Raw genomic sequence first — 19,426 nt, 5'->3', positions numbered from 1 at the left:
CCACCGTATGTTAAACATACGGTGGGGAACGCTTTTAGAACTGGTATTTCCAATTCAATGAGTAGGTACGTCCTAGCGGAGAGTACATTCTTTGCTCATAGAAAGGCCAGAAATTATCTTCGAGTAACGGCGGTTTTTCGTCTGAAATATTAGCCACGTTGAAGATAAACTGATGCTTATCAATCGAATAAGTCATCTGGTAGTCGAACCTGGTATAACTGTCAGTTTCGACTGTATCACTACCATGCTCTCCAGTAGTCGACGAAGAAAGTAAATGACGGAAATTATCTGTCTCCCAAAGTAGGCGTGTATTTAAGCGCGTTTTTGGAAATAGATACTCGCCATCTAAGTTAATTGGTTCAACTTGATCATCATTAAACTGATCGAGTTTTAAAAGGTGCGCCACATTAATTTCCAAACTCCAGTTCTCACTAAAGGTTAGACGTGAAGACAAATCAAAGCCCTGTGCTTCTTGACGATTAAGATTGACATAAGGGTTTAAAACGTAGGATAAATTTCCATTATCCATCACGATTAAGTCTTGGTAGATCAAGTTGTCGTTTTCATCCGTAGCGGTCAAAATTCGACTTACACCTAGATCAGTAATCATGTCATCGACTTCAATTTGCCAAAGGTCTATAGAAGTCATAAATCGTTCCTGGATATCAAACACAAAACCGATATTGAAACTTGTAGATGTTTCTGCTTCTAACTCTTCATTAGCAATACTGATAAATGGAATATTACCGACACTACCATGTACCTGTCCATTCAACTCAAACAGGTTAGGAGCTCTAAATCCCTGTCCATAAGATGCCCTGAAAAGGAACAACTCGCTAGGACGATAGCTAGCAGAAAGCTTAGGATTTAGACTAGAACCAAAATCAGAGTAGTCGTCATATCTTAGTGCCAGGTTGACTTCTACTTCCTCAGCGGCAGGTAAAATAAATTCAGCAAATAATGCAGTAACATCTCTGTCACCTTCAGCAAAAGAAAGTCCAAGCCCAAAAACCTGGCTATCTAGAATAGCTTGATCTGAAGTGTCTTTTAAATGCTCTTTTCTAAATTCTACACCAGATGCGAAATAGACGGTTCCGGTTTCCCACTCAGCAATTTCTCCCGAGATCATACCTGCCAGCTCAGTTTGATAACTCTTGCCGTAATGACCGAAAGACTCGGTATAGTTTGACAGTTGAGCATTAGTGAGTTGAGCAAAGGGGTTCAAAGCGCCACTACTAAAATCGTTATAAAGAGAAATATAGCTATCAATAGTCATCCATCCTTGTGAATAGATCTCGTCTACCTTGGTTTCACTATGACTTAGGCTAACATCGTAATCGTAATCAAGAAGGAAGCCTTCAAAACCAACATTTAATCGTGTATTGGTTACTTCAGTATCAATTTTTTGCAGACCTGTTTCACTAATTGCACGACTAAAAAATGCGATATCTTGACCTAGTGGATTGTTCGGATCTGATGCAGGGATATTTGCAATATCGAATCTAGTGATCCCGAAAGGAACATCTGATTCAGTTTCAATCTTATTCAATGACAAATTTGCATAAAAAGTGCTATCACCGACATACTGATTGTATTTAGCTGAGAGAGAGACGCGATCGTTGGCAGGCATTAACTGGCGTTTACTCGCCCAGTCATTAACACAAAGCTCACCACGCATATTAAATTGAGACGCATCCTCGACACGTTCACAACCTTCAGCAGCAATGGCTAGCAAAGTTGCGCCGCCATCATTAACAAAATAAGTGCCCGGAAAACTATATTCATCTAGTTGATTAACTCCTAGCTGGTCGGCGAAATCAGTGTCACCTCCCATCAAAGAGTCGTAGTTAATAATTTCAGCGACAAGCCCCAAATCACCTTGTGCGAAATTGAAACCACCAACATAGGTTACACTAGAGCCCGAATAATCTGAATCTGCCTGAGTTGTTGAAACTTCTACCTGGTGATTGTTGAAAGTTCTATGAGTGATAACGTTAACAACACCTGCAATTGCATCAGATCCATAAACAGCAGAAGCACCATCCTTTAGAATTTCTACACTTTCTACTTCCGCTAGTGGGATAGTATTGAGGTCAACGAAAGCTTCATTACCATTTTGTCCAAATGGGTAAGCCGCCAATCGCTTTCCATCAACCAGAACAAGCGTTCTGTCAGCTCTTAGACCGCGCAAATTGTAACTTGCCGCGCCAGGAGTAAACCCTCCGGTTTGTTGGTTGTTAAGCGCTCCACCATTTGCAAGTACCGTCGAAGCCAGTAACTCTGACAGGGTTCTGGCACCAGAGTTTTGAATATCGATAGGTGTAAGTATTCTAAGAGGCGATGAAGCCTCATTATCTAGCCGCTTAACGTGTGAACCGGTAATGACAATTTTGTTTTTGTCTTTGTCTGATGCCTGATCTGCCAGACAGGTAACAGGGATAGTAGCCAAAACCGCTGAAACTGCGGCTACAACTTTGGATATCCTTTGCATAATAACTCCTAATAATAACGAGACTGGAAGTGAGGGGGGCAGTCTAATTAATGTACAAAGAATGTCAATCTTTAACGCGTTGTAAATAATACCTGTGTTGTAAAATTTGATTAATCTCAAGGTTTTAGCCAAAAAATCGGCAGATTATTAACCTTTATAACAAAAAATTGACGGTTAACAGACCTTAAGGATGTAACCTCGTTTGGGTAATGTTTTTATCTCAATATCATCAGCACCCAGGTTTTGAAAAGCTTTTCTAAGTTCGCAAACCGAATGAGTGACTGCTTTAGTACCTGTGTAGATATTGCCGTTCCATACTTTTTCAATAAGTTCGTGTCGAGAAACTGGCTTGGACTGGTTTATTACCATCAGGTAAAGCACGTCATTTAACTTTTGTCTTAAATAAAGCGTACCCTGATCACAAGATAACGACTGGGTCATTGCGTCGAACTCTACATTTCCAACTTTGAACTTGCTTTTTTCACTAATCATCAGATTTACATTAAACATTTATAGAACCCCGGCTTTTCTGTCTGGTTTTAAGTTAGACCGTCTTTGGTAAGTAAAAATGACATAAAAAGGTTCAAGCTGGCAAAGAGGTTGGTACGAAGGAAGGGGTAGACAGTGTGAAAGCTTGATATAAAGTGATAAAAACAAGACAAAAAAAAGCGGCTATAGAGCCGCTTTTGCTTATTGGCGCCTCTAGAGGCAGCACTTTAAGCCTGATTACTTGCCTGCTTTCTTGCGAATTGCCTGGATCGTTCTTAATTGAGCCACCGCTTCAGCAAGTTCAGCTGCTGCTGCAGAGTACTCAATTTCAGAGTTTTGATCCGCCATTGCCGCTTCAGCCGCTTCTTTAGCAGCAATTGCAGCTGCTTCGTCGACGTCATCAGCTCGCGCCGCAGTATCGGCAAGAATGGTAGTCACATGAGGCTGTACCTCAAGCATTCCACCAGAAACGTAGTAATGTTCTACATTTCCATCGTGATCGGTGACTTTCACTGTACCAGGCTTTAGCTTGGTCAATAAAGGCGCATGACCAGGCACAATACCCAGTTCACCGAGTTCACCGGTGGCGACCAGAGAGTCGACAGTGCCAGAGAAGATAGACTTCTCGGCACTTACTATATCTAAATGAAATGTATACATTTTCAATTTCCTATGCCCGAGAGCTAAAAGTTACATTCAAATTACATTGATTTTGCTTTTTCTACCGCTTCTTCGATAGAGCCAACCATGTAGAATGCCTGCTCTGGCAAGTGGTCGTATTCACCAGCAAGAATGCCTTTGAATCCAGAGATAGTATCTTTCAGAGATACATATTTACCTGGTGAACCAGTGAATACTTCAGCAACGAAGAATGGCTGAGATAGGAAACGCTGGATCTTACGAGCACGAGCAACAGTTAACTTATCTTCTTCGGATAACTCATCCATACCCAAAATCGCGATGATGTCTTTCAACTCTTTGTAACGCTGAAGTACACCTTGAACGCCACGAGCAGTATCGTAGTGTTCTTGACCAATCACAAGCGGGTCAAGCTGACGAGAAGTCGAATCCAATGGATCAACCGCAGGGTAGATACCAAGCTCAGCAATTTGACGAGAAAGTACAACAGTCGCGTCCAAGTGAGCAAAGGTTGTAGCTGGAGACGGGTCAGTCAAGTCATCCGCAGGTACGTATACCGCCTGAACAGATGTGATAGAGCCAGTCTTGGTTGAAGTAATACGCTCCTGAAGTACACCCATTTCTTCAGCAAGAGTAGGCTGGTAACCTACCGCAGAAGGCATACGACCAAGAAGTGCTGATACCTCAGTACCTGCTAGTGTGTAACGATAGATGTTGTCGATGAATAGTAGTACGTCACGACCTTCGTCACGGAATTTTTCCGCCATAGTCAAACCAGTCAAAGCAACACGTAGTCGGTTTCCTGGAGGCTCATTCATCTGACCGTAAACCAGAGATACCTTATCGATTACGTTTGAATCAGTCATCTCGTGGTAGAAGTCATTACCTTCACGAGTACGCTCACCAACACCAGCGAATACAGAGAAACCACTGTGCTCTGTAGCGATGTTACGGATAAGTTCCATCATGTTTACAGTTTTACCAACACCCGCACCACCGAACAGACCAACTTTACCACCCTTAGCGAATGGGCAAACCAGGTCAATAACTTTGATACCTGTTTCTAATAATTCGTTAGCCGCCGCCTGGTCTTCATAAGAAGGTGCTTTACGGTGGATAGACATTCTTTCTTTCTCGCCGATAGGACCTTTTTCATCAATTGGGTTACCCAATACGTCCATAATACGACCAAGAGTTTCTTGTCCAACTGGTACAGAGATAGGCGCGCCAGTGTTGGTCACTTTCATACCGCGGCTCATCCCTTCAGAGGAACCCATCGCGATACAACGGACAATACCGTCACCTAATTGTTGCTGAACTTCCAGTACTAATTCACTGCCTTCAATATCAAGTGCGTCATACACCTTAGGGACATCGTTACGCGGAAATTCCACGTCGATGACGGCGCCAATGATCTCAACAATGCTACCGTTACTCATTGTTTGTTCCTCTATGTAATTTAATCTTTAAAATTCGTTAACTTAAAATCTCTAGTGCTTAACGGTTATACAGCCGCCGCGCCACCAATAATTTCAGAGATTTCCTGGGTAATTGCTGCCTGACGCGCTTTGTTGTAAATCAACTGTAAGTCATCAATAATATCGCCGGCATTATCTGTTGCAGCTTTCATCGCAACCATTCGTGAGGCCTGTTCACAAGCGATATTGTCAACTACACCTTGATAAACCTGAGATTCAATATAGCGAACCAATAGAACATCTAACAGTTCTTTTGCATCAGGCTCATAGATATAATCCCAGTGGTGTTTCAACTCGTCTTCTTCCTGTTTTTCTACCGGAAGCAATTGATGAACTCTTGGCTCTTGAGTCATAGTATTAACAAACTCATTGTGAACCAGATACAAGCGGTCTATTCGACCTTCATCAAAAGAGTCCAACATCACTTTCACAGTACCGATGAGATCGGCAACAGTAGGCTGGTCACCAAGGTTAGTCGTTTTGGCTACAACATTGCCGCCAAATCGATTAAAGAATGCGCCTGCTTTCGATCCAATCAAACACAAATCGATTTCGACTTCTTTATCTTGCCAATCTTTCATTGACTGCAGAGCATTTTTGAAAAGGTTAGTATTTAGACCACCACACAAACCGCGATCGGTAGAGACCACGATAAATCCAACGCGCTTAACTTCACGTTCGATAATATAAGGGTGCCTATACTCAGTATTACCCATTGCTAGATGACCAATTACGCTGCGAATTTTCTCAGCATAAGGCTTGGTTGCTTCCATACGATCTTGTGCTTTACGCATTTTACTCGCTGCAACCATTTCCATCGCACTGGTGATTTTCTGAGTATTTTTAATACTTCCAATCTTGGTACGAATTTCTTTTCCGACCGCCATAGACTGTTCCAGTTAGTTCAATTTGAAATTTATAAGTTAACTTAATAAAACTGCTTGGTAGAAGAGGGGAGTTTGATTAATCAAAATCCCCGCCCAATGATTACCAAGTAGCAGTTTCTTTAAACTTGCTAATAGCAGCTTCCAACTCAGCTTCAATATCTTTGTTGTAATCGCCGCTTTCGTTGATTTTATCCATCAACGCTTTTTCGTTACTGCCCATGTGGTCTTGTAATGCCGCTTCAAAATCAAGGATTTTGTTTAACTCAACGTCTTTCAAGTGACCTTTTTCAGCTGCGTATAATGAAACCGCCATTTGAGCTACTGACATTGGCTCGTATTGGTTTTGTTTCATTAATTCAGTAACGCGTTGACCGTGCTCTAACTGCTCTCGAGTCGCATCGTCAAGATCAGAAGCGAACTGTGCGAAAGCCGCTAATTCACGATATTGAGCAAGTGCTAAACGAACACCACCACCCAATTTTTTAACGATCTTGGTCTGTGCAGCACCACCTACACGAGATACCGAAAGACCAGCGTTAACCGCTGGGCGGATACCCGCGTTGAACAAGTCAGTTTCAAGGAAGATCTGACCGTCAGTGATAGAGATAACGTTAGTTGGTACGAACGCAGATACGTCACCAGCTTGCGTTTCGATGATAGGCAGAGCAGTCAAAGAACCTGTTTTACCTTTAACTCGACCTTCTGTAATTTTTTCTACATGATCAGCGTTGATTCGCGCAGCACGCTCAAGTAAACGTGAGTGTAGGTAGAATACGTCACCAGGGTATGCTTCACGACCCGGTGGACGACGAAGCAACAATGAAATTTGACGATAAGCCCAAGCTTGCTTGGTCAAGTCATCATATACGATTAATGCATCTTCACCGTTGTCTCGGAAATATTCACCCATGGTACAACCTGCGAAAGGAGCAATGAACTGAAGCGCAGCAGAGTCAGACGCTGATGCAGCAACAACGATAGTGTTGGCCATTGCACCATGCTCTTCCAGTTTGCGTACGATGTTCGCGATAGTAGAAGCTTTTTGACCAATCGCAACGTATACACAACGAATACCTGTGTCTTTCTGGTTGATGATTGCGTCAATCGCTAATGCTGTTTTACCAGTTTGACGGTCACCGATGATCAACTCTCGCTGACCACGACCAACAGGAATCATCGCGTCTACTGATTTGTAACCAGTTTGAACCGGCTGGTCAACTGATTGACGAGAGATTACACCAGGAGCAACTTTTTCTACTGGAGAGTAGGTTGCACCTTCAATTGGTCCTTTACCGTCGATCGGATTACCTAAAGCGTCAACAACGCGGCCCAACATGCAGTCGCCGGTTGGAACTTCAAGAATACGGCCAGTACATTTTGCTTTTTGACCCTCAACGATGTCTGAGTAGTCACCCAGCACAACCGCACCAACTGAATCGCGCTCAAGGTTAAGTGCCAAACCGTACTTACCGCCTGGTAATTCGATCATCTCACCTTGCATTACTTCCGCAAGGCCGTGAATTTTCAAGATACCGTCAGATACGCTGACAATAGTACCTTCGTTTCGAGCTTCAGACACAACTTCAAAGTCGTTGATACGCTGTCTGATTAACTCGCTAATTTCTGATGGATTCAGTTGCATGCTCATGCTCTGCTTTCCTTTATTAATAGTAGTCTTATACGTTTAAAGTATCCGATAGCTTGGCTAGCTTACCGCGAACCGAACCATCGATGACTAAATCTTCTGCTTGAATAATCAAACCACCCAAAAGGTCTGCGTTAACATCAACGCTTACTTCCACTTGTCGGCCCAACTTAGCCGCCAACTTTTCTTTAAGTTGAGTGATCTGCTGCTCATTTAACTCTGTTGCCGAAGTGATTTGCGCTTCGATTGTTTTTTCAAACTCACTACGCAAATAATTAAATAACACTTCAATTTCAGGCAAAGCCAAAAGTCGACCATTACGCGCAAGCAGCTTGATAAAGTTAGTGCCTTTATCATCAAGCTTGTCTTCACAAACTTTCAACATTGCGTTTTGTTGGTCTTCTTTAGAAAAATGAGGGCTTGTTAATAGCTGTTGCATCGCCTCATCGCTAACTACGCCAGCAGCGAAAGCCAGCATATCAGACCATTCGGCCAACTGCTTTGCTTCCAGTGCATGCTCAAACGCAGCTTTCGCGTAAGGTCTTGCTAGTGTTGTTAATTCAGCCATGGGCCACCTTCATTTTTTGATTAAAGTTCAGCAACTAAGCTATCAAGAATATCTGCTTGCGCAGATGCATCGATATTGCGTTGAAGAATCTTTTCAGCGCCAGCAACAGCCAATACAGAAACCTGCTTGCGAAGTTCTTCGCGAGCGCGGTGAACTTCTTGTTCGATTTCTGCGTTAGCACCAGCGATGATTTTTTCGGCTTCAGCGCGTGCGTCGTCTTTAGCTGAATCAACAATCTCAGCATGACGCTTTTTCGCTTGCTCAAGTAGCTCTGCAGCTTTTTCTTTTGCTTCGCGCATGGTTTCTGCAGCTTTCTTTTGAGCCAGCTCTAAATCGTGCTGGCTTCTATCCGCTGCAGCTAACCCTTCGGCAATTTTCTCTTGACGCTCAGTAATCGCAGCATCAAGCAATGGCCAGATATATTTCATTGTGAACCAAACGAAAACAATCATCGCTATCGTTTGGCCAATCAGGGTTGCATTAAAATCCACGGCAATCTCCTCTTAATGTCGGTTAATTAAAAGACCCAGAGATTGATTAGTTTGCTACCGCTGCTAATTGCTCAACGAATGGGTTTGCGAAAGTGAAGAATAATGCGATACCAACACCGATCATCGCAACCGCGTCAAGAAGACCAACAACGATGAACATTTTAACTTGAAGCATTGGCGCTAATTCTGGTTGACGAGCAGCGCTCTCAAGGAATTTACCACCTAAAAGACCCATACCGATACCAACGCCTAGTGCGCCCAGACCGATAAGGATAGCTACTGCGATTGCGGTAAAACCGATTACTGTTTCCATTTTGTTCTCCTAATGAGGAATAGTTAAGTTTAAAGTTAAAAAGTAAAGTTTAATTAGTGATCTTCATGCGCCAGACTGAGGTAAACCACAGTCAACATCATAAAGATGAAAGCTTGTAAGAAAATAACCAATAAGTGCAATAACGCCCAGCCAAAGTGAAGCGGTAACTGCATATAACCCATCAAAGCAATCAGGATAAAGATCAACTCTCCGGCATACATGTTACCGAAAAGTCGAAGCGACAATGAAATTGGCTTAGCAAGTAATGCCGCTCCTTCCAGAACCAGGTTGAGCGGAATCGCTGCCCAGTGATTGAAAGGGTTAAGGGTTAATTCTTTAGTAAAACCAGTGATACCTTTAACCTTGATGCTATAGAAAAGAATCAGGATAAAGACAGAAATCGACATAGCAAAAGTGATATTAACATCGGTACTAGGTACGATTTTCAGGTAAGGCACACCCATCAGGTGCGCTAATCCAGGGATCCAGTCCACCGGAATCAAATCCATCAGGTTCATTAAATAAACCCAGGCAAAAATGGTCAGGCCAAGTGGCGCAATTAATTTGTTTTTGCCATGGAAGGTATCTTTAACATTGGTATCGACAAAGTCGATAACTAACTCAATAAAGCATTGGAACTTACCAGGAACACCGGTAGTCGCTTTTTTCGCAGCACGGCGGAAAATCCACAAGAAAATGGCACCCAGAACAATCGAGAAGCCCATGGTATCGACATTGATTGCATCTAATCGCGAGCCAGAGCAAAGGGTAGGATTCTCAACGCTATTAAACGCCCAACCATCTTCGGTTGAACAAGCTTGAAGGTTTTGCAGATGGTGCTTGATATAGCCCGTACTGTTTTCTGCACTCATAAACTCATTATTCCTGTTGTTAATGGGTTTTGATGATAATCGGCGCCAACCATTGACTCAAAAGCGCCACGACATATCCAGCTAAGGCGAAAACCTCAAAACCGGGTAGCTGCCAAAAAGCAAGGCTAATAAAGCCAACTGCCAAACCGATTTTCAAAGTTTCCCCAATGTAAAATGCGTTAACCACCTGTTTATTGGCACTGGCCCCAGATTTGGAAAACGCTTTATAGACGAAAAACCAGTTAGCCAAACAAACTGCTAATCCGCCTGATAGCAATGCAATTGCTACCTTTAATTCTTTTATCAAGCCTAAACTAGCCACCAGAGCGACAATAAGCGTCTGAATAACTAATAGCTTTTTGGCTTGTTGATATCCGTTTTTGATTAAGGCCTGGCTCATTTTCTCTATTTCCCAACAAGTCGAACCTTACTCTCTTCGGACCTTTTAAGATTGGCCCTTGCCAGCCATTTGGCGTGCGCAAAAAACAACCACATAAATGCGGCGCAAATTATAGAGATCATGGCGATCATTAGCAAGTGATCTGGCAAGTTAATTGGCAGTAAATTTTGCTTGAAAATCAGCAGTTTTTTTGAATTTTACGGTACAAATTTAGACTGTTTTCAAGCGCGAAATCTCATGACAGCCATAAGCTACTGTTATATAAGGAAATGTAGATAATTCCTATTTCGATTTGCTATTAATAACTGTTTACTAACCACCAAATTGTTTTTTAGTTTTTAAATAACCTCTCGCGCAAATTGGACCAGATTTAATCAGATTGAATTGATAAATAAGCCTTCTGATGCAAAGCATCAATTGTTTGTATAAAAATGTTCAGGCTACTAATTATTCAAACGGCTTTTCTGCTCTACCGGCAACTTTTCTATTGCGGTTCGAAGTAATACTCTGGGTAATTCTATTTCTTTCGCTTGAAGATAATGACAAAGCAACGACTGATCTCGTTTGCCAACCTCCTTAAGCATCCAACCAGTCGCTTTCTGAATGAGGTCTTCTTTATCCAAAAGTAGAATGTCAGCTACTTGTAGAGTCGGTTTAAAGATACCACGCCTAATAAATGCGTAGGTGGATACAATGGCTATACGACGTTCCCACATATTGCTCGAAGCAGCCAATCGGAGTATGGGAGTGTAATCCTTATTCTGTAGATATTCACCGAGTATATGATAGGACGAACAGTCCACCAGATCCCAGTTGTTGACATAGCAAGTATTAGCTAAATACAGTTCAACGATTGTGTCTTTCAATTCACTTTTTTTGGGTTTGAATAAAGCAACCATCATCACCAGCGCGAAAAAGCGTATTTCATGCCACTTACTCTTGAGCAGCAACTGACAATCTTGAACAGAAATCGGTTTAAGCTCCTTAACCAGATTTCTTATTTGAGGGTTAGATAAGCCGAGAAACTGATCACCAGCAGCATATTCGCCATCGCCGGTTTTAAAGAAGCGTTGCATACTTGCTGCCCTTTCGGGACTAGCCATTGCAATGATTGTCGATTCAATTTCTCGGCTTTTTAACGACATCGTCTGAGAATCAGTCCTTTTCGAAGACTGGAGCTTAATTAAAGCTCCAAAGTCACATCAGACTCTAAATGAGTCGTACAAGTCAGGATATATCCCTGTTCCTTCCTCTCACCAAAAAGTCCTGCTTCATTGGCTGTAATGGTTTTTCCAGACAATTTTTTAACCTGACAGGCGCCACAGTTTCCGGCACGGCAAGCAGATTCTATAGCAATACCTTCTTTTTCTATACGTTCAAGCAGCACTTCTTCTTTTTCAACAACAACTGTTTTACCTGTTTTGTTGAAGGTCAGATTGAATGGTCCAATTGCGGCTTTATTTGTAGCAAGCTCTTCTTCCAGTTGCTCTTTTTCTGAAGCAATCTTTGCTTTCTTTTTCCCGCCGGGATCAAACGATTCGTCGTGATAATTGGCCATGTCAAACTCAAGTGCCTGCAAACAACCTTTCACCTGCTCCATAAATCCTTCAGGACCGCAGCAAAATACCGTCCTTTCTTTTAGGTCAGGTACCATATCAGCCAAGCTAGTAGTATTTATCCGACCACGTCGACCTAGCCAGTTTTCAGATAACCCGGGCATAGTACAGATAACTTCCAGATCAAAGTTATGGTGGTTGTGATCCATCAGCGCCAACTCTCGCCTAAAAATAATATCCTGTACGCCACGAGCCCAGTTTAGAAAACGAATATTTTTATCACTTGATTGATCGCACCAGAATCGGGCCATCGACATCATCGGCGTGATCCCTGAACCAGCTGAAATTAATAGAACCTTGTCAGACTCTATATCCAGGCAATTAAATCTCCCGGCAGGTCCCCGTACCTCAAGTTGGCTTCCCTTAACAATATTTTTGTGAAGCCAGGGAGAAACGGTACCTTTCGTATCTTTCTTTATGGTCAGTTCGAGCAGATGAGGGCGAGTAGGCGAAGACGCTATCGTATAGGATCGATTATGCTTTTCACCATCAATTTCCAATTGAATGCCAATAAATTGACCAGGCTTAAAATGAAAAAGCTGTGGCTCAATCGCTTTGAACTGAAAAGTCTTAACGTCTGGGGTTTCCTGAATCACATTTACACAAACCACGGAAGTCTTGCGGCTAATCCAACTCTGAATGTTTTGAATTTCTTCTAAGCATTTTAACGACATAAATTAAATTAACTTTCCAAATTATCGGGTTCGTTCAGCGAAAACAATTCTTCTACTGAGGTTTCAAAAAACAGGGCCAGTTTTAATGCAATAGTAACAGAAGGAGTAAACCTTCCTGTTTCGACAGTACTTATCGTTTTCCGGGAAACACCTATAGCATTAGCTAGATCTTGTTGTGATATTTTTAGAAGTGACCGGAAAACAGCTATTTTATTGGTCACGTCACTCATCGGCTAATTGCTCTAATTGATTATCTTTGTAAGTTTTCCAGGTTACTTTGGCACCATAAAAAATGAAAGCTAATGATAAATTAAACTGGGCTACATCTGATAGCTCTAAATTCAGCTCTATCAGATCTAAAACTCCTATTTGGATTCCCAAAGCGAGCAACATAGCAAGATAAGCCGATGATTTACCGGTTTTGTCTAACATTAAAGTGTATTCATCTGAGAACATTGCTTTGACAGGAGCTTGTTTGGCGTTATGAATCATCTTAATAACAATGGCAAGAAAAAAACCGACAACCGCTCCACTCATAACAATAGTGAAAAAACCTTTCCCAGATATGTTTTCCGTCATAGGAAAAAATAGCTCGGCCAATAAGGCAAATCCTATCATTAATGTCAGTCGCGCTTGCTCCACCATAAAGCGCGACTGCGCTTCAGCATTGAATAAATTCATAACTATAGCTCCCTAATGTCGCTAATAAATCATAAAGAAATTGATACCCCAAGGTTACAAATGATACCTTTAGGTATCACAAAGTCAAGTTTTTGTTACCTTTAGGTATCAAAAATAGTGATAGCTTTTTTAGGCAGGCAAAAAAAACGGGACAAATGTCCCGTTTTTAGTTTACTTTTAATAAACTAAAGCTGTTCAATTCCCATATGTCGGAGCACGCCGTCCAATTCGTCAAGGCTATTGTACTGAATAGTAATTTTTCCTTTCCCTTTATTCCCATGTTCAATCTTTGTCGGTGCACCTATCTTATCGGAAATGCTTCTTTGTAGCTGCTCAATATGAGGGTCGACTTCTTGCTTGGCGTTAGCTTTAACCGGAGAAAGCTGCTTACGTACCAGCTTTTCTGTTTCTCTCACCGTCAACCCTTTTGATACGACGGTTCTCGCTACCAGGGTTTGTTCATCACCGGGAAGTGAAAGTAGAGCACGAGCATGGCCCATTTCCAGATCGCCTCTTTCCAGCATAACCCGGCACGGCTCAGTTAAAGTTAACAAGCGCAAAAGGTTTGTAACTGTAGTACGGCTTTTACCTACTGCATCCGCAGTTTGTTGGTGGGTCAGGCTGAATTCTTCCATTAGACGCTGTAATGCGACAGCTTCTTCCATAGCATTAAGATCTTCTCGTTGAATATTTTCAATCAACGCCATAGCTATGGCAGCTTCATCCGGAATATCCTTGACTAAGCAAGGAATTTCAGCGAGCTGGGCAATTTGCGAAGCGCGCCAACGACGTTCACCCGCAATAATTTCATACTTGTCCCTACTAACCGCTCTGACCACAACCGGTTGGATCACACCTTGCGCCTTGATTGAACTAGCCAGCTCTTCAAGTGCCTCATCTGTCATTATCTTGCGAGGCTGATATTGGCCCGGCTGTAACAACTCTACCGGTAGCTTCTGCAACTCTCCCTTGGGAAGACTTGATTCAGTTTCCTTTCCGGCTCCAGTTTTTGGCTTAGTTAAAAAGGCATCAAGTGGGGAGCGACCAAGTTTCTTTTTCATTCAAAATCTCTAAAGACAGGGTTTAATTCTGATTTTTTTTATTACAGTATGCGCTGAAAGTTAAGCGACAGATTCAACCATAGTTTCCTGGCGGCGGATCATTTCTCCAGCCAGAGCCAGATAAGCTTTAGCTCCACGTGAAAGACGATCATATAGCAGGGCAGGTAATCCGTAGCTAGGCGCCTCGGCAAGTCGAACATTTCTAGGAATAACAGTGCGATAAACCTTATCACCAAAATGTTCATGCAACTGGCTCGATACTTCAACTGCCAGACGATTACGTGGATCGTACATGGTTCTTAATATCCCTTCGATCTCCAGCTCAGGGTTAACAGCTTCAGTAATTTGCTGGATGGTTTGAAGCAGTGCACTTAAACCTTCCAAAGCATAATATTCACACTGCATTGGGATCATAACGCTATTAGCGGCAACCAATGCATTCACGGTCAAAATACTTAAACTGGGAGGACAATCGATAAAAACATAATCAAACTGATCAGCTACAGAATCTAGCGCGTTTTTCAGTTTAGCTTCTTTATTATCCATGCTGAGTAAGTGTGCTTCTGCAGCGGCTAAGTCAGAGTTTGCAGGAATGATATAAATACCAGCCTGTTCAGCATTGATCATGCAATCTTGTGCGCTTTTATCACCTGTAAGTACATCGAGAATATGATATTCAAGTTCATCTTTATCTATACCACATCCGCTGCTGGCATTTCCCTGCGGATCAAGATCGATCAAGAGTACCTTGCGTTTTGTAGCGGCAAGTGACGCAGCAATATTGATACTGCTGGTAGTTTTACCAACACCGCCTTTTTGGTTTGTCACTGCAATGATTTTTCCCACAAGATACCTCTGATAATCTCTCTGAAATCCTAATCGTCCAATTTCTTAATTCAGCCTAACTAGTTGGTGATAAGATAATTCCTTGATTTAATTAATTTTTCTATATCTGTCTGACACTTAAGCCAATCAGATGGCCCCACGAAGCTTAAAGGATGGGCGATCCATTATAGAGTGATCGACGCTGGGATCAATCATTTGTTCGGCCCAATTTGATTAAACATCGATCAGCGTCAAGCCGCGGGATTGTTAACTCAAAAACGTCTTCAAATACTGCCTGTTGCGGAATCGCATCAACTTCGGACTGATCAAAAACACCTTTCATCGCCATCCATTTACAACCTGGGGTTAGTAAGTGCTTAGTCCAATTAACCATATCACTCAGAGAAGCAAAAGCTCTTGATACCACACAGTCGTAACCATCTGCCTGATGCTGTTCCACTCGGCTATGATGGGCGGTGACATTGGTCAACCCAAGATGATGAATTTGCTGGCGGATAAAACGAATTTTCTTGCTGTTACTATCCAACAAATGAAATTCCTGATCCGGCAACGCGATCGCAAGCGGTAACCCGGGAAATCCGGCCCCGGTACCAACATCGAGGGTCCTGCTAAAACTCCAGTGAGGCACAATGGCAAGACTATCGAGCAGATGCAACTTAACCGCCTCGTCTTCATCTTTAATTGCCGTTAAATTAAAAGCCTGATTCCATTTAAGCAACTGTTCCAACAACTCGTTAAGTTTTTCCTGCTGTTGGGGTTGTAAATCCAGGCCAAGCGATTCGATACCGCCAAGTAAGCGCTTATTCATATCTGACTCAGGCCTGCCTGGAAAGTTTGTAACTACGCTTTTTGATAGTAATCAAGAGCATAGAGATAGCCGCAGGAGTAACCCCGGAGATGCGACTAGCCTGGCCGATTGTCTCGGGTCGAACACTTTCAAGTTTTTGAATAATTTCAGAAGAAAGCCCGCCAATTTTGGCGTAATCGATATCTTCCGGAATTTTTTGATCCTGCTGCTTTTTATGCCTTTCGATCTCATCAAGTTGACGGTCGATATATCCCTGGTACTTTGCCTGAATTTCAACCTGTTCTTTCACAGATGGATCCAGACCTTCCCCCATGCCTTCAATACAATCTTCAAGCAGCGCATAATTAAGTTGCGGTCTTTTGATCAGATCAAGCTGGCTGTATTCTCTCGCCATCGGCTTATCCAGATGCTGGTTAATCTTCTCAGCGATAGCTGAGTCTGCCTGGATCCAGTCTTTCTTGAGTCGCTGAAGCTCTAATTCAATCGCCTCTCGTTTATCGGCAACTTTTTGCCAGAGCTCATCTTTTAGCAAGCCAAGCTCATGGGCTTTTTCTGATAAACGCAAGTCGGCATTGTCTTCGCGCAAAATTAACCGATATTCGGCACGCGATGTAAACATGCGATAAGGTTCCTGCGTACCACGAGTGATCAAATCATCGATCATCACACCAATATAGGATTCCTCACGACTCGGTGACCAGGCCTCTTTTTCCTGAGTTTTCAGCGCGGCGTTTAATCCGGCAACTAAACCCTGAGCGGCAGCTTCTTCATAACCAGTAGTACCATTAATCTGGCCGGCAAAGAAAAGTCCGTCAATATGCTTGGTTTCCAGCGAAGCTTTCAGCTCACGAGGATCGAAATAGTCATACTCGATAGCATAACCTGGTCGAGTAATATGGGCATTTTCAAACCCTTTTATTGAGCGAACAAAGTTTAACTGCACATCAAACGGCAAGCTGGTGGAAATTCCGTTAGGATACACTTCGTAAGTGTCCAAACCTTCTGGCTCGATAAAAATCTGATGCGAGTTGCGCTCGGCAAAGCGGGTCACTTTATCTTCGATAGACGGGCAGTAACGTGGTCCAACCCCTTCGATCACTCCACTAAACATCGGCGACCGGTCGAGACCACCATTGATAATTTCGTGGGTGCGCTCATTGGTATGCGTTATATAACAGGGGATCTGGCGAGGATGTTGATCTGCCGATCCAAAAATAGAGAACACCGGTACCGGTGTATCTCCGTGCTGTGCTTCCAGACCTTCAAAGTTAATACTTCTAGAGTCGATACGCGGTGGCGTACCAGTTTTAAGTCGCTCAATTCGAAAAGGTAGTTCTCTCAATCTTTGCGCCAGACTAATTGATGGTGGATCACCAGCACGACCGCCGGAGTAATTACTTAAACCAATATGGATCTGTCCACCCAGGAAAGTGCCGGCAGTTAAAACGACCGTTTTCGCGTTAAACCTTAAACCCATCTGGGTAACAACGCCGGCAACGCGATCGTTTTCGACAATAATGTCATCGACCGCCTGTTGAAATATCTGCAAATTTTCCTGTGTTTCCAATGCCTTACGGATAAAATTTCGATAAAGCGTACGATCTGCCTGTGCGCGGGTAGCGCGGACCGCAGGGCCTTTGCTGGCATTGAGTTTACGAAAGTGGATCCCCGCGTGATCGATAGCAGTCGCCATTACACCACCCATAGCATCGACTTCTTTTACCAGGTGGCCTTTACCAATCCCGCCAATTGCAGGATTGCAGCTCATCTGTCCCAAAGTTTCGATGTTGTGAGTTACCAATAATGTAGATGCACCGGTACGCGCCGAAGCCAGCGCAGCTTCAGTCCCGGCATGGCCTCCACCGACAACGATCACATCAAAACTTTGGTCAAAAATCATATAAAAATTCCAAGTTATTCCAGCATTAAAAAGGACTAGAAAAAGGGGCAGGGATCTTACCTAAAAATGGCTAATAATTGAACAATAATTAAAGTAAAATTGCTCAATTATTAGATTCTAACATGAGGATTTTAGTTACCAGACCCAAAATAGACTATTTACCAATACAAAAACTACTAAAAATCTGTCCAAGAAGGTCGTCAGCGGTAAATTCACCAGTAATTTCGTTCAAGCAGTCCTGAGTAAGTTTTAATTCTTCGGCAAGGATTTCACCGGCCATCATCTGGGTCAGTTGCTCAAAACCTGTATCAAGATGCTCCTGCGCCCGTTTAAGCGCATCAATATGGCGGCGTCTGGCCATAAAAGTACCGGATTCAGTCGCTTCGAAACCTACGATGCTCTTCAAATGCTCCTTGAGAAGCTCGATCCCGAGTTTTTCTTTGGCGGACAGGGTGATCACTCTTTCATCATGCAATTTTTCAATATTGGGCGACTCGTCGGCCAGGTCACATTTGTTTCGCACCAGAGTAACAGGGGGTAGCTCAATCGCCGGATCGATAAATTGCCGGATCTCTTCTCGCGCCAGATGATCTTCGCCGTCACTGGAATCGACAACCAGCAAAACCCGATCAGCCTGTTCGATCTCTTTAGAAGCACGTTCGATCCCGATTTGCTCCACTTTATCCTTGGCATGGCGCAATCCGGCGGTATCGATAATATGTAGCGGCAAACCATCAATATGGATCTGTTCAGAAAGAACGTCTCTGGTTGTCCCCGCAATATCTGTGACTATCGCCGTCTCTCTGCCGGATAAGGCATTGAGCAGACTGGACTTTCCTGCATTAGGTTTACCGGCTATCACTACTTTCATGCCTTCGCGCAGTAGGCTGCCTTGCTGAGCGGAAGCGAGTAGGGCGGCAAGATCCTGAATAATCTCTTTAAGCTGCAATTTAACTTTATCGTCGGCAAGAAAATCTATTTCTTCATCCGGGAAATCGATCGCAGCTTCCACATACATGCGCAGATGGATCACTTTTTCTACCAAGGCATGAATTTTTGCAGAAAATTCTCCGGTCAAAGAGCGAAGAGCTGATTTGGCTGCTTGTTTTGAGCCGCTGTCGATCAGATCGGCAATCGCTTCCGCCTGCGCCAGATCCAGTTTATCGTTGTAAAAAGCTCTTTCGGAAAATTCGCCAGGTTTAGCCATTACCGCACCACATGCCAGAACCGCCTCGATCAAGAGATCCATCACTACCGGTCCGCCATGTCCTTGAAACTCAAGTACATCTTCACCAGTAAAGGAATGCGGATTTTCAAAATAGAGGGCTATCCCCTGATCGAGCTGCTGACCGTCAATGTCCAGAAAAGGAAGATAATTGGCGATTCTCGGCTGAAGTTTTTTGCCGAGCAGTTTTTCTGCGATAGTCTGGCAGAGCGGGCCAGATACCCGAATAATAGAAACGCCACCTTTTCCAGGCGGCGTTGCCAATGCGACGATTGTAGATTGTTTAGCGGTCATATCACTTTTTGTTAAATTCTATCCGAACCAACTGCGCCGAAAGCGGCG

At 43.1% G+C, this 19,426-nt stretch carries 20 protein-coding genes; all 20 read right to left on the bottom strand.

The window, feature by feature from the left end:
• Positions 1-34 precede the first annotated feature (34 nt).
• The 20 genes from IYN84_RS13750 to mnmE all read right to left on the bottom strand — a co-directional run bounded on the left by IYN84_RS13750 (position 35) and on the right by mnmE (position 19,378).
• A complete protein-coding gene (locus IYN84_RS13750; protein ID WP_196139814.1) occupies positions 35-2,491 on the bottom strand; it encodes a TonB-dependent siderophore receptor in 2,457 nt (818 codons plus the stop codon).
• 174 nt (positions 2,492-2,665) lie between these two features.
• Complete coding sequence (locus tag IYN84_RS13745) at positions 2,666-3,001, bottom strand: winged helix-turn-helix domain-containing protein (protein ID WP_196139813.1); 336 nt, start codon at positions 2,999-3,001, stop codon at positions 2,666-2,668.
• 216 nt (positions 3,002-3,217) lie between these two features.
• Complete coding sequence (locus IYN84_RS13740; protein WP_196139812.1) at positions 3,218-3,640, bottom strand: F0F1 ATP synthase subunit epsilon; 423 nt, start codon at positions 3,638-3,640, stop codon at positions 3,218-3,220.
• Positions 3,641-3,681: 41 nt separating this feature from the next.
• Positions 3,682-5,058, bottom strand: a complete 1,377-nt coding sequence (gene atpD / locus IYN84_RS13735; RefSeq protein ID WP_196139811.1) for a F0F1 ATP synthase subunit beta — start codon at positions 5,056-5,058, stop codon at positions 3,682-3,684.
• Between the two features lie 65 nt (positions 5,059-5,123).
• Positions 5,124-5,984, bottom strand: a complete 861-nt coding sequence (atpG, locus tag IYN84_RS13730) for a F0F1 ATP synthase subunit gamma (protein WP_196139810.1) — start codon at positions 5,982-5,984, stop codon at positions 5,124-5,126.
• A 100-nt stretch (positions 5,985-6,084) separates the two neighbouring features.
• Complete coding sequence (atpA, locus tag IYN84_RS13725; RefSeq protein WP_196140139.1) at positions 6,085-7,626, bottom strand: F0F1 ATP synthase subunit alpha; 1,542 nt, start codon at positions 7,624-7,626, stop codon at positions 6,085-6,087.
• Positions 7,627-7,660: 34 nt separating this feature from the next.
• Positions 7,661-8,197: a F0F1 ATP synthase subunit delta gene (locus IYN84_RS13720; protein WP_196139809.1), complete on the bottom strand. Its 537-nt coding sequence runs from the start codon at positions 8,195-8,197 to the stop codon at positions 7,661-7,663.
• A gap of 20 nt (positions 8,198-8,217) precedes the next feature.
• Positions 8,218-8,688 carry a F0F1 ATP synthase subunit B gene (locus IYN84_RS13715; protein WP_196139808.1) on the bottom strand — a complete coding sequence of 157 codons (471 nt, stop codon included), beginning with the start codon at positions 8,686-8,688 and terminating at the stop codon, positions 8,218-8,220.
• Between the two features lie 46 nt (positions 8,689-8,734).
• A complete protein-coding gene (atpE, locus tag IYN84_RS13710) occupies positions 8,735-9,001 on the bottom strand; it encodes a F0F1 ATP synthase subunit C (protein ID WP_196139807.1) in 267 nt (88 codons plus the stop codon).
• Between the two features lie 53 nt (positions 9,002-9,054).
• A complete protein-coding gene (gene atpB / locus IYN84_RS13705) occupies positions 9,055-9,873 on the bottom strand; it encodes a F0F1 ATP synthase subunit A (protein WP_196139806.1) in 819 nt (272 codons plus the stop codon).
• A 19-nt stretch (positions 9,874-9,892) separates the two neighbouring features.
• Complete coding sequence (locus tag IYN84_RS13700; protein WP_196139805.1) at positions 9,893-10,273, bottom strand: ATP synthase subunit I; 381 nt, start codon at positions 10,271-10,273, stop codon at positions 9,893-9,895.
• Between the two features lie 443 nt (positions 10,274-10,716).
• Positions 10,717-11,418 carry a DNA alkylation repair protein gene (locus IYN84_RS13695; protein WP_210330502.1) on the bottom strand — a complete coding sequence of 234 codons (702 nt, stop codon included), beginning with the start codon at positions 11,416-11,418 and terminating at the stop codon, positions 10,717-10,719.
• Positions 11,419-11,456: 38 nt separating this feature from the next.
• On the bottom strand, positions 11,457-12,563 hold the full coding sequence (locus IYN84_RS13690) for a hybrid-cluster NAD(P)-dependent oxidoreductase (protein WP_196139804.1): 1,107 nt from the start codon (positions 12,561-12,563) through the stop codon (positions 11,457-11,459).
• Positions 12,564-12,571: 8 nt separating this feature from the next.
• Positions 12,572-12,793, bottom strand: coding sequence for a helix-turn-helix transcriptional regulator (locus tag IYN84_RS13685; protein WP_196139803.1), 222 nt, complete (start codon positions 12,791-12,793; stop codon positions 12,572-12,574).
• On the bottom strand, positions 12,786-13,244 hold the full coding sequence (locus IYN84_RS13680) for a hypothetical protein (protein ID WP_196139802.1): 459 nt from the start codon (positions 13,242-13,244) through the stop codon (positions 12,786-12,788). The genes IYN84_RS13685 and IYN84_RS13680 overlap by 8 nt, the downstream gene beginning before the upstream one ends.
• Before the next feature lie 185 nt (positions 13,245-13,429).
• Positions 13,430-14,305, bottom strand: coding sequence for a ParB/RepB/Spo0J family partition protein (locus IYN84_RS13675; protein WP_196139801.1), 876 nt, complete (start codon positions 14,303-14,305; stop codon positions 13,430-13,432).
• 60 nt (positions 14,306-14,365) lie between these two features.
• Positions 14,366-15,151, bottom strand: a complete 786-nt coding sequence (locus IYN84_RS13670) for a ParA family protein (protein WP_196139800.1) — start codon at positions 15,149-15,151, stop codon at positions 14,366-14,368.
• A 187-nt stretch (positions 15,152-15,338) separates the two neighbouring features.
• Positions 15,339-15,959, bottom strand: coding sequence for a 16S rRNA (guanine(527)-N(7))-methyltransferase RsmG (gene rsmG / locus IYN84_RS13665; RefSeq protein ID WP_196139799.1), 621 nt, complete (start codon positions 15,957-15,959; stop codon positions 15,339-15,341).
• 7 nt (positions 15,960-15,966) lie between these two features.
• Positions 15,967-17,859, bottom strand: a complete 1,893-nt coding sequence (gene mnmG, locus IYN84_RS13660; RefSeq protein ID WP_196139798.1) for a tRNA uridine-5-carboxymethylaminomethyl(34) synthesis enzyme MnmG — start codon at positions 17,857-17,859, stop codon at positions 15,967-15,969.
• Between the two features lie 154 nt (positions 17,860-18,013).
• Positions 18,014-19,378 carry a tRNA uridine-5-carboxymethylaminomethyl(34) synthesis GTPase MnmE gene (mnmE, locus tag IYN84_RS13655; RefSeq protein WP_196139797.1) on the bottom strand — a complete coding sequence of 455 codons (1,365 nt, stop codon included), beginning with the start codon at positions 19,376-19,378 and terminating at the stop codon, positions 18,014-18,016.
• Positions 19,379-19,426 lie beyond the last annotated feature (48 nt).

The sequence above is a fragment of the Aliikangiella sp. G2MR2-5 genome (genome assembly GCF_015687155.1).
Taxonomy (GTDB): domain Bacteria; phylum Pseudomonadota; class Gammaproteobacteria; order Enterobacterales; family Kangiellaceae; genus Aliikangiella.
This window is presented reverse-complemented; position numbering and strand designations above follow the sequence as displayed.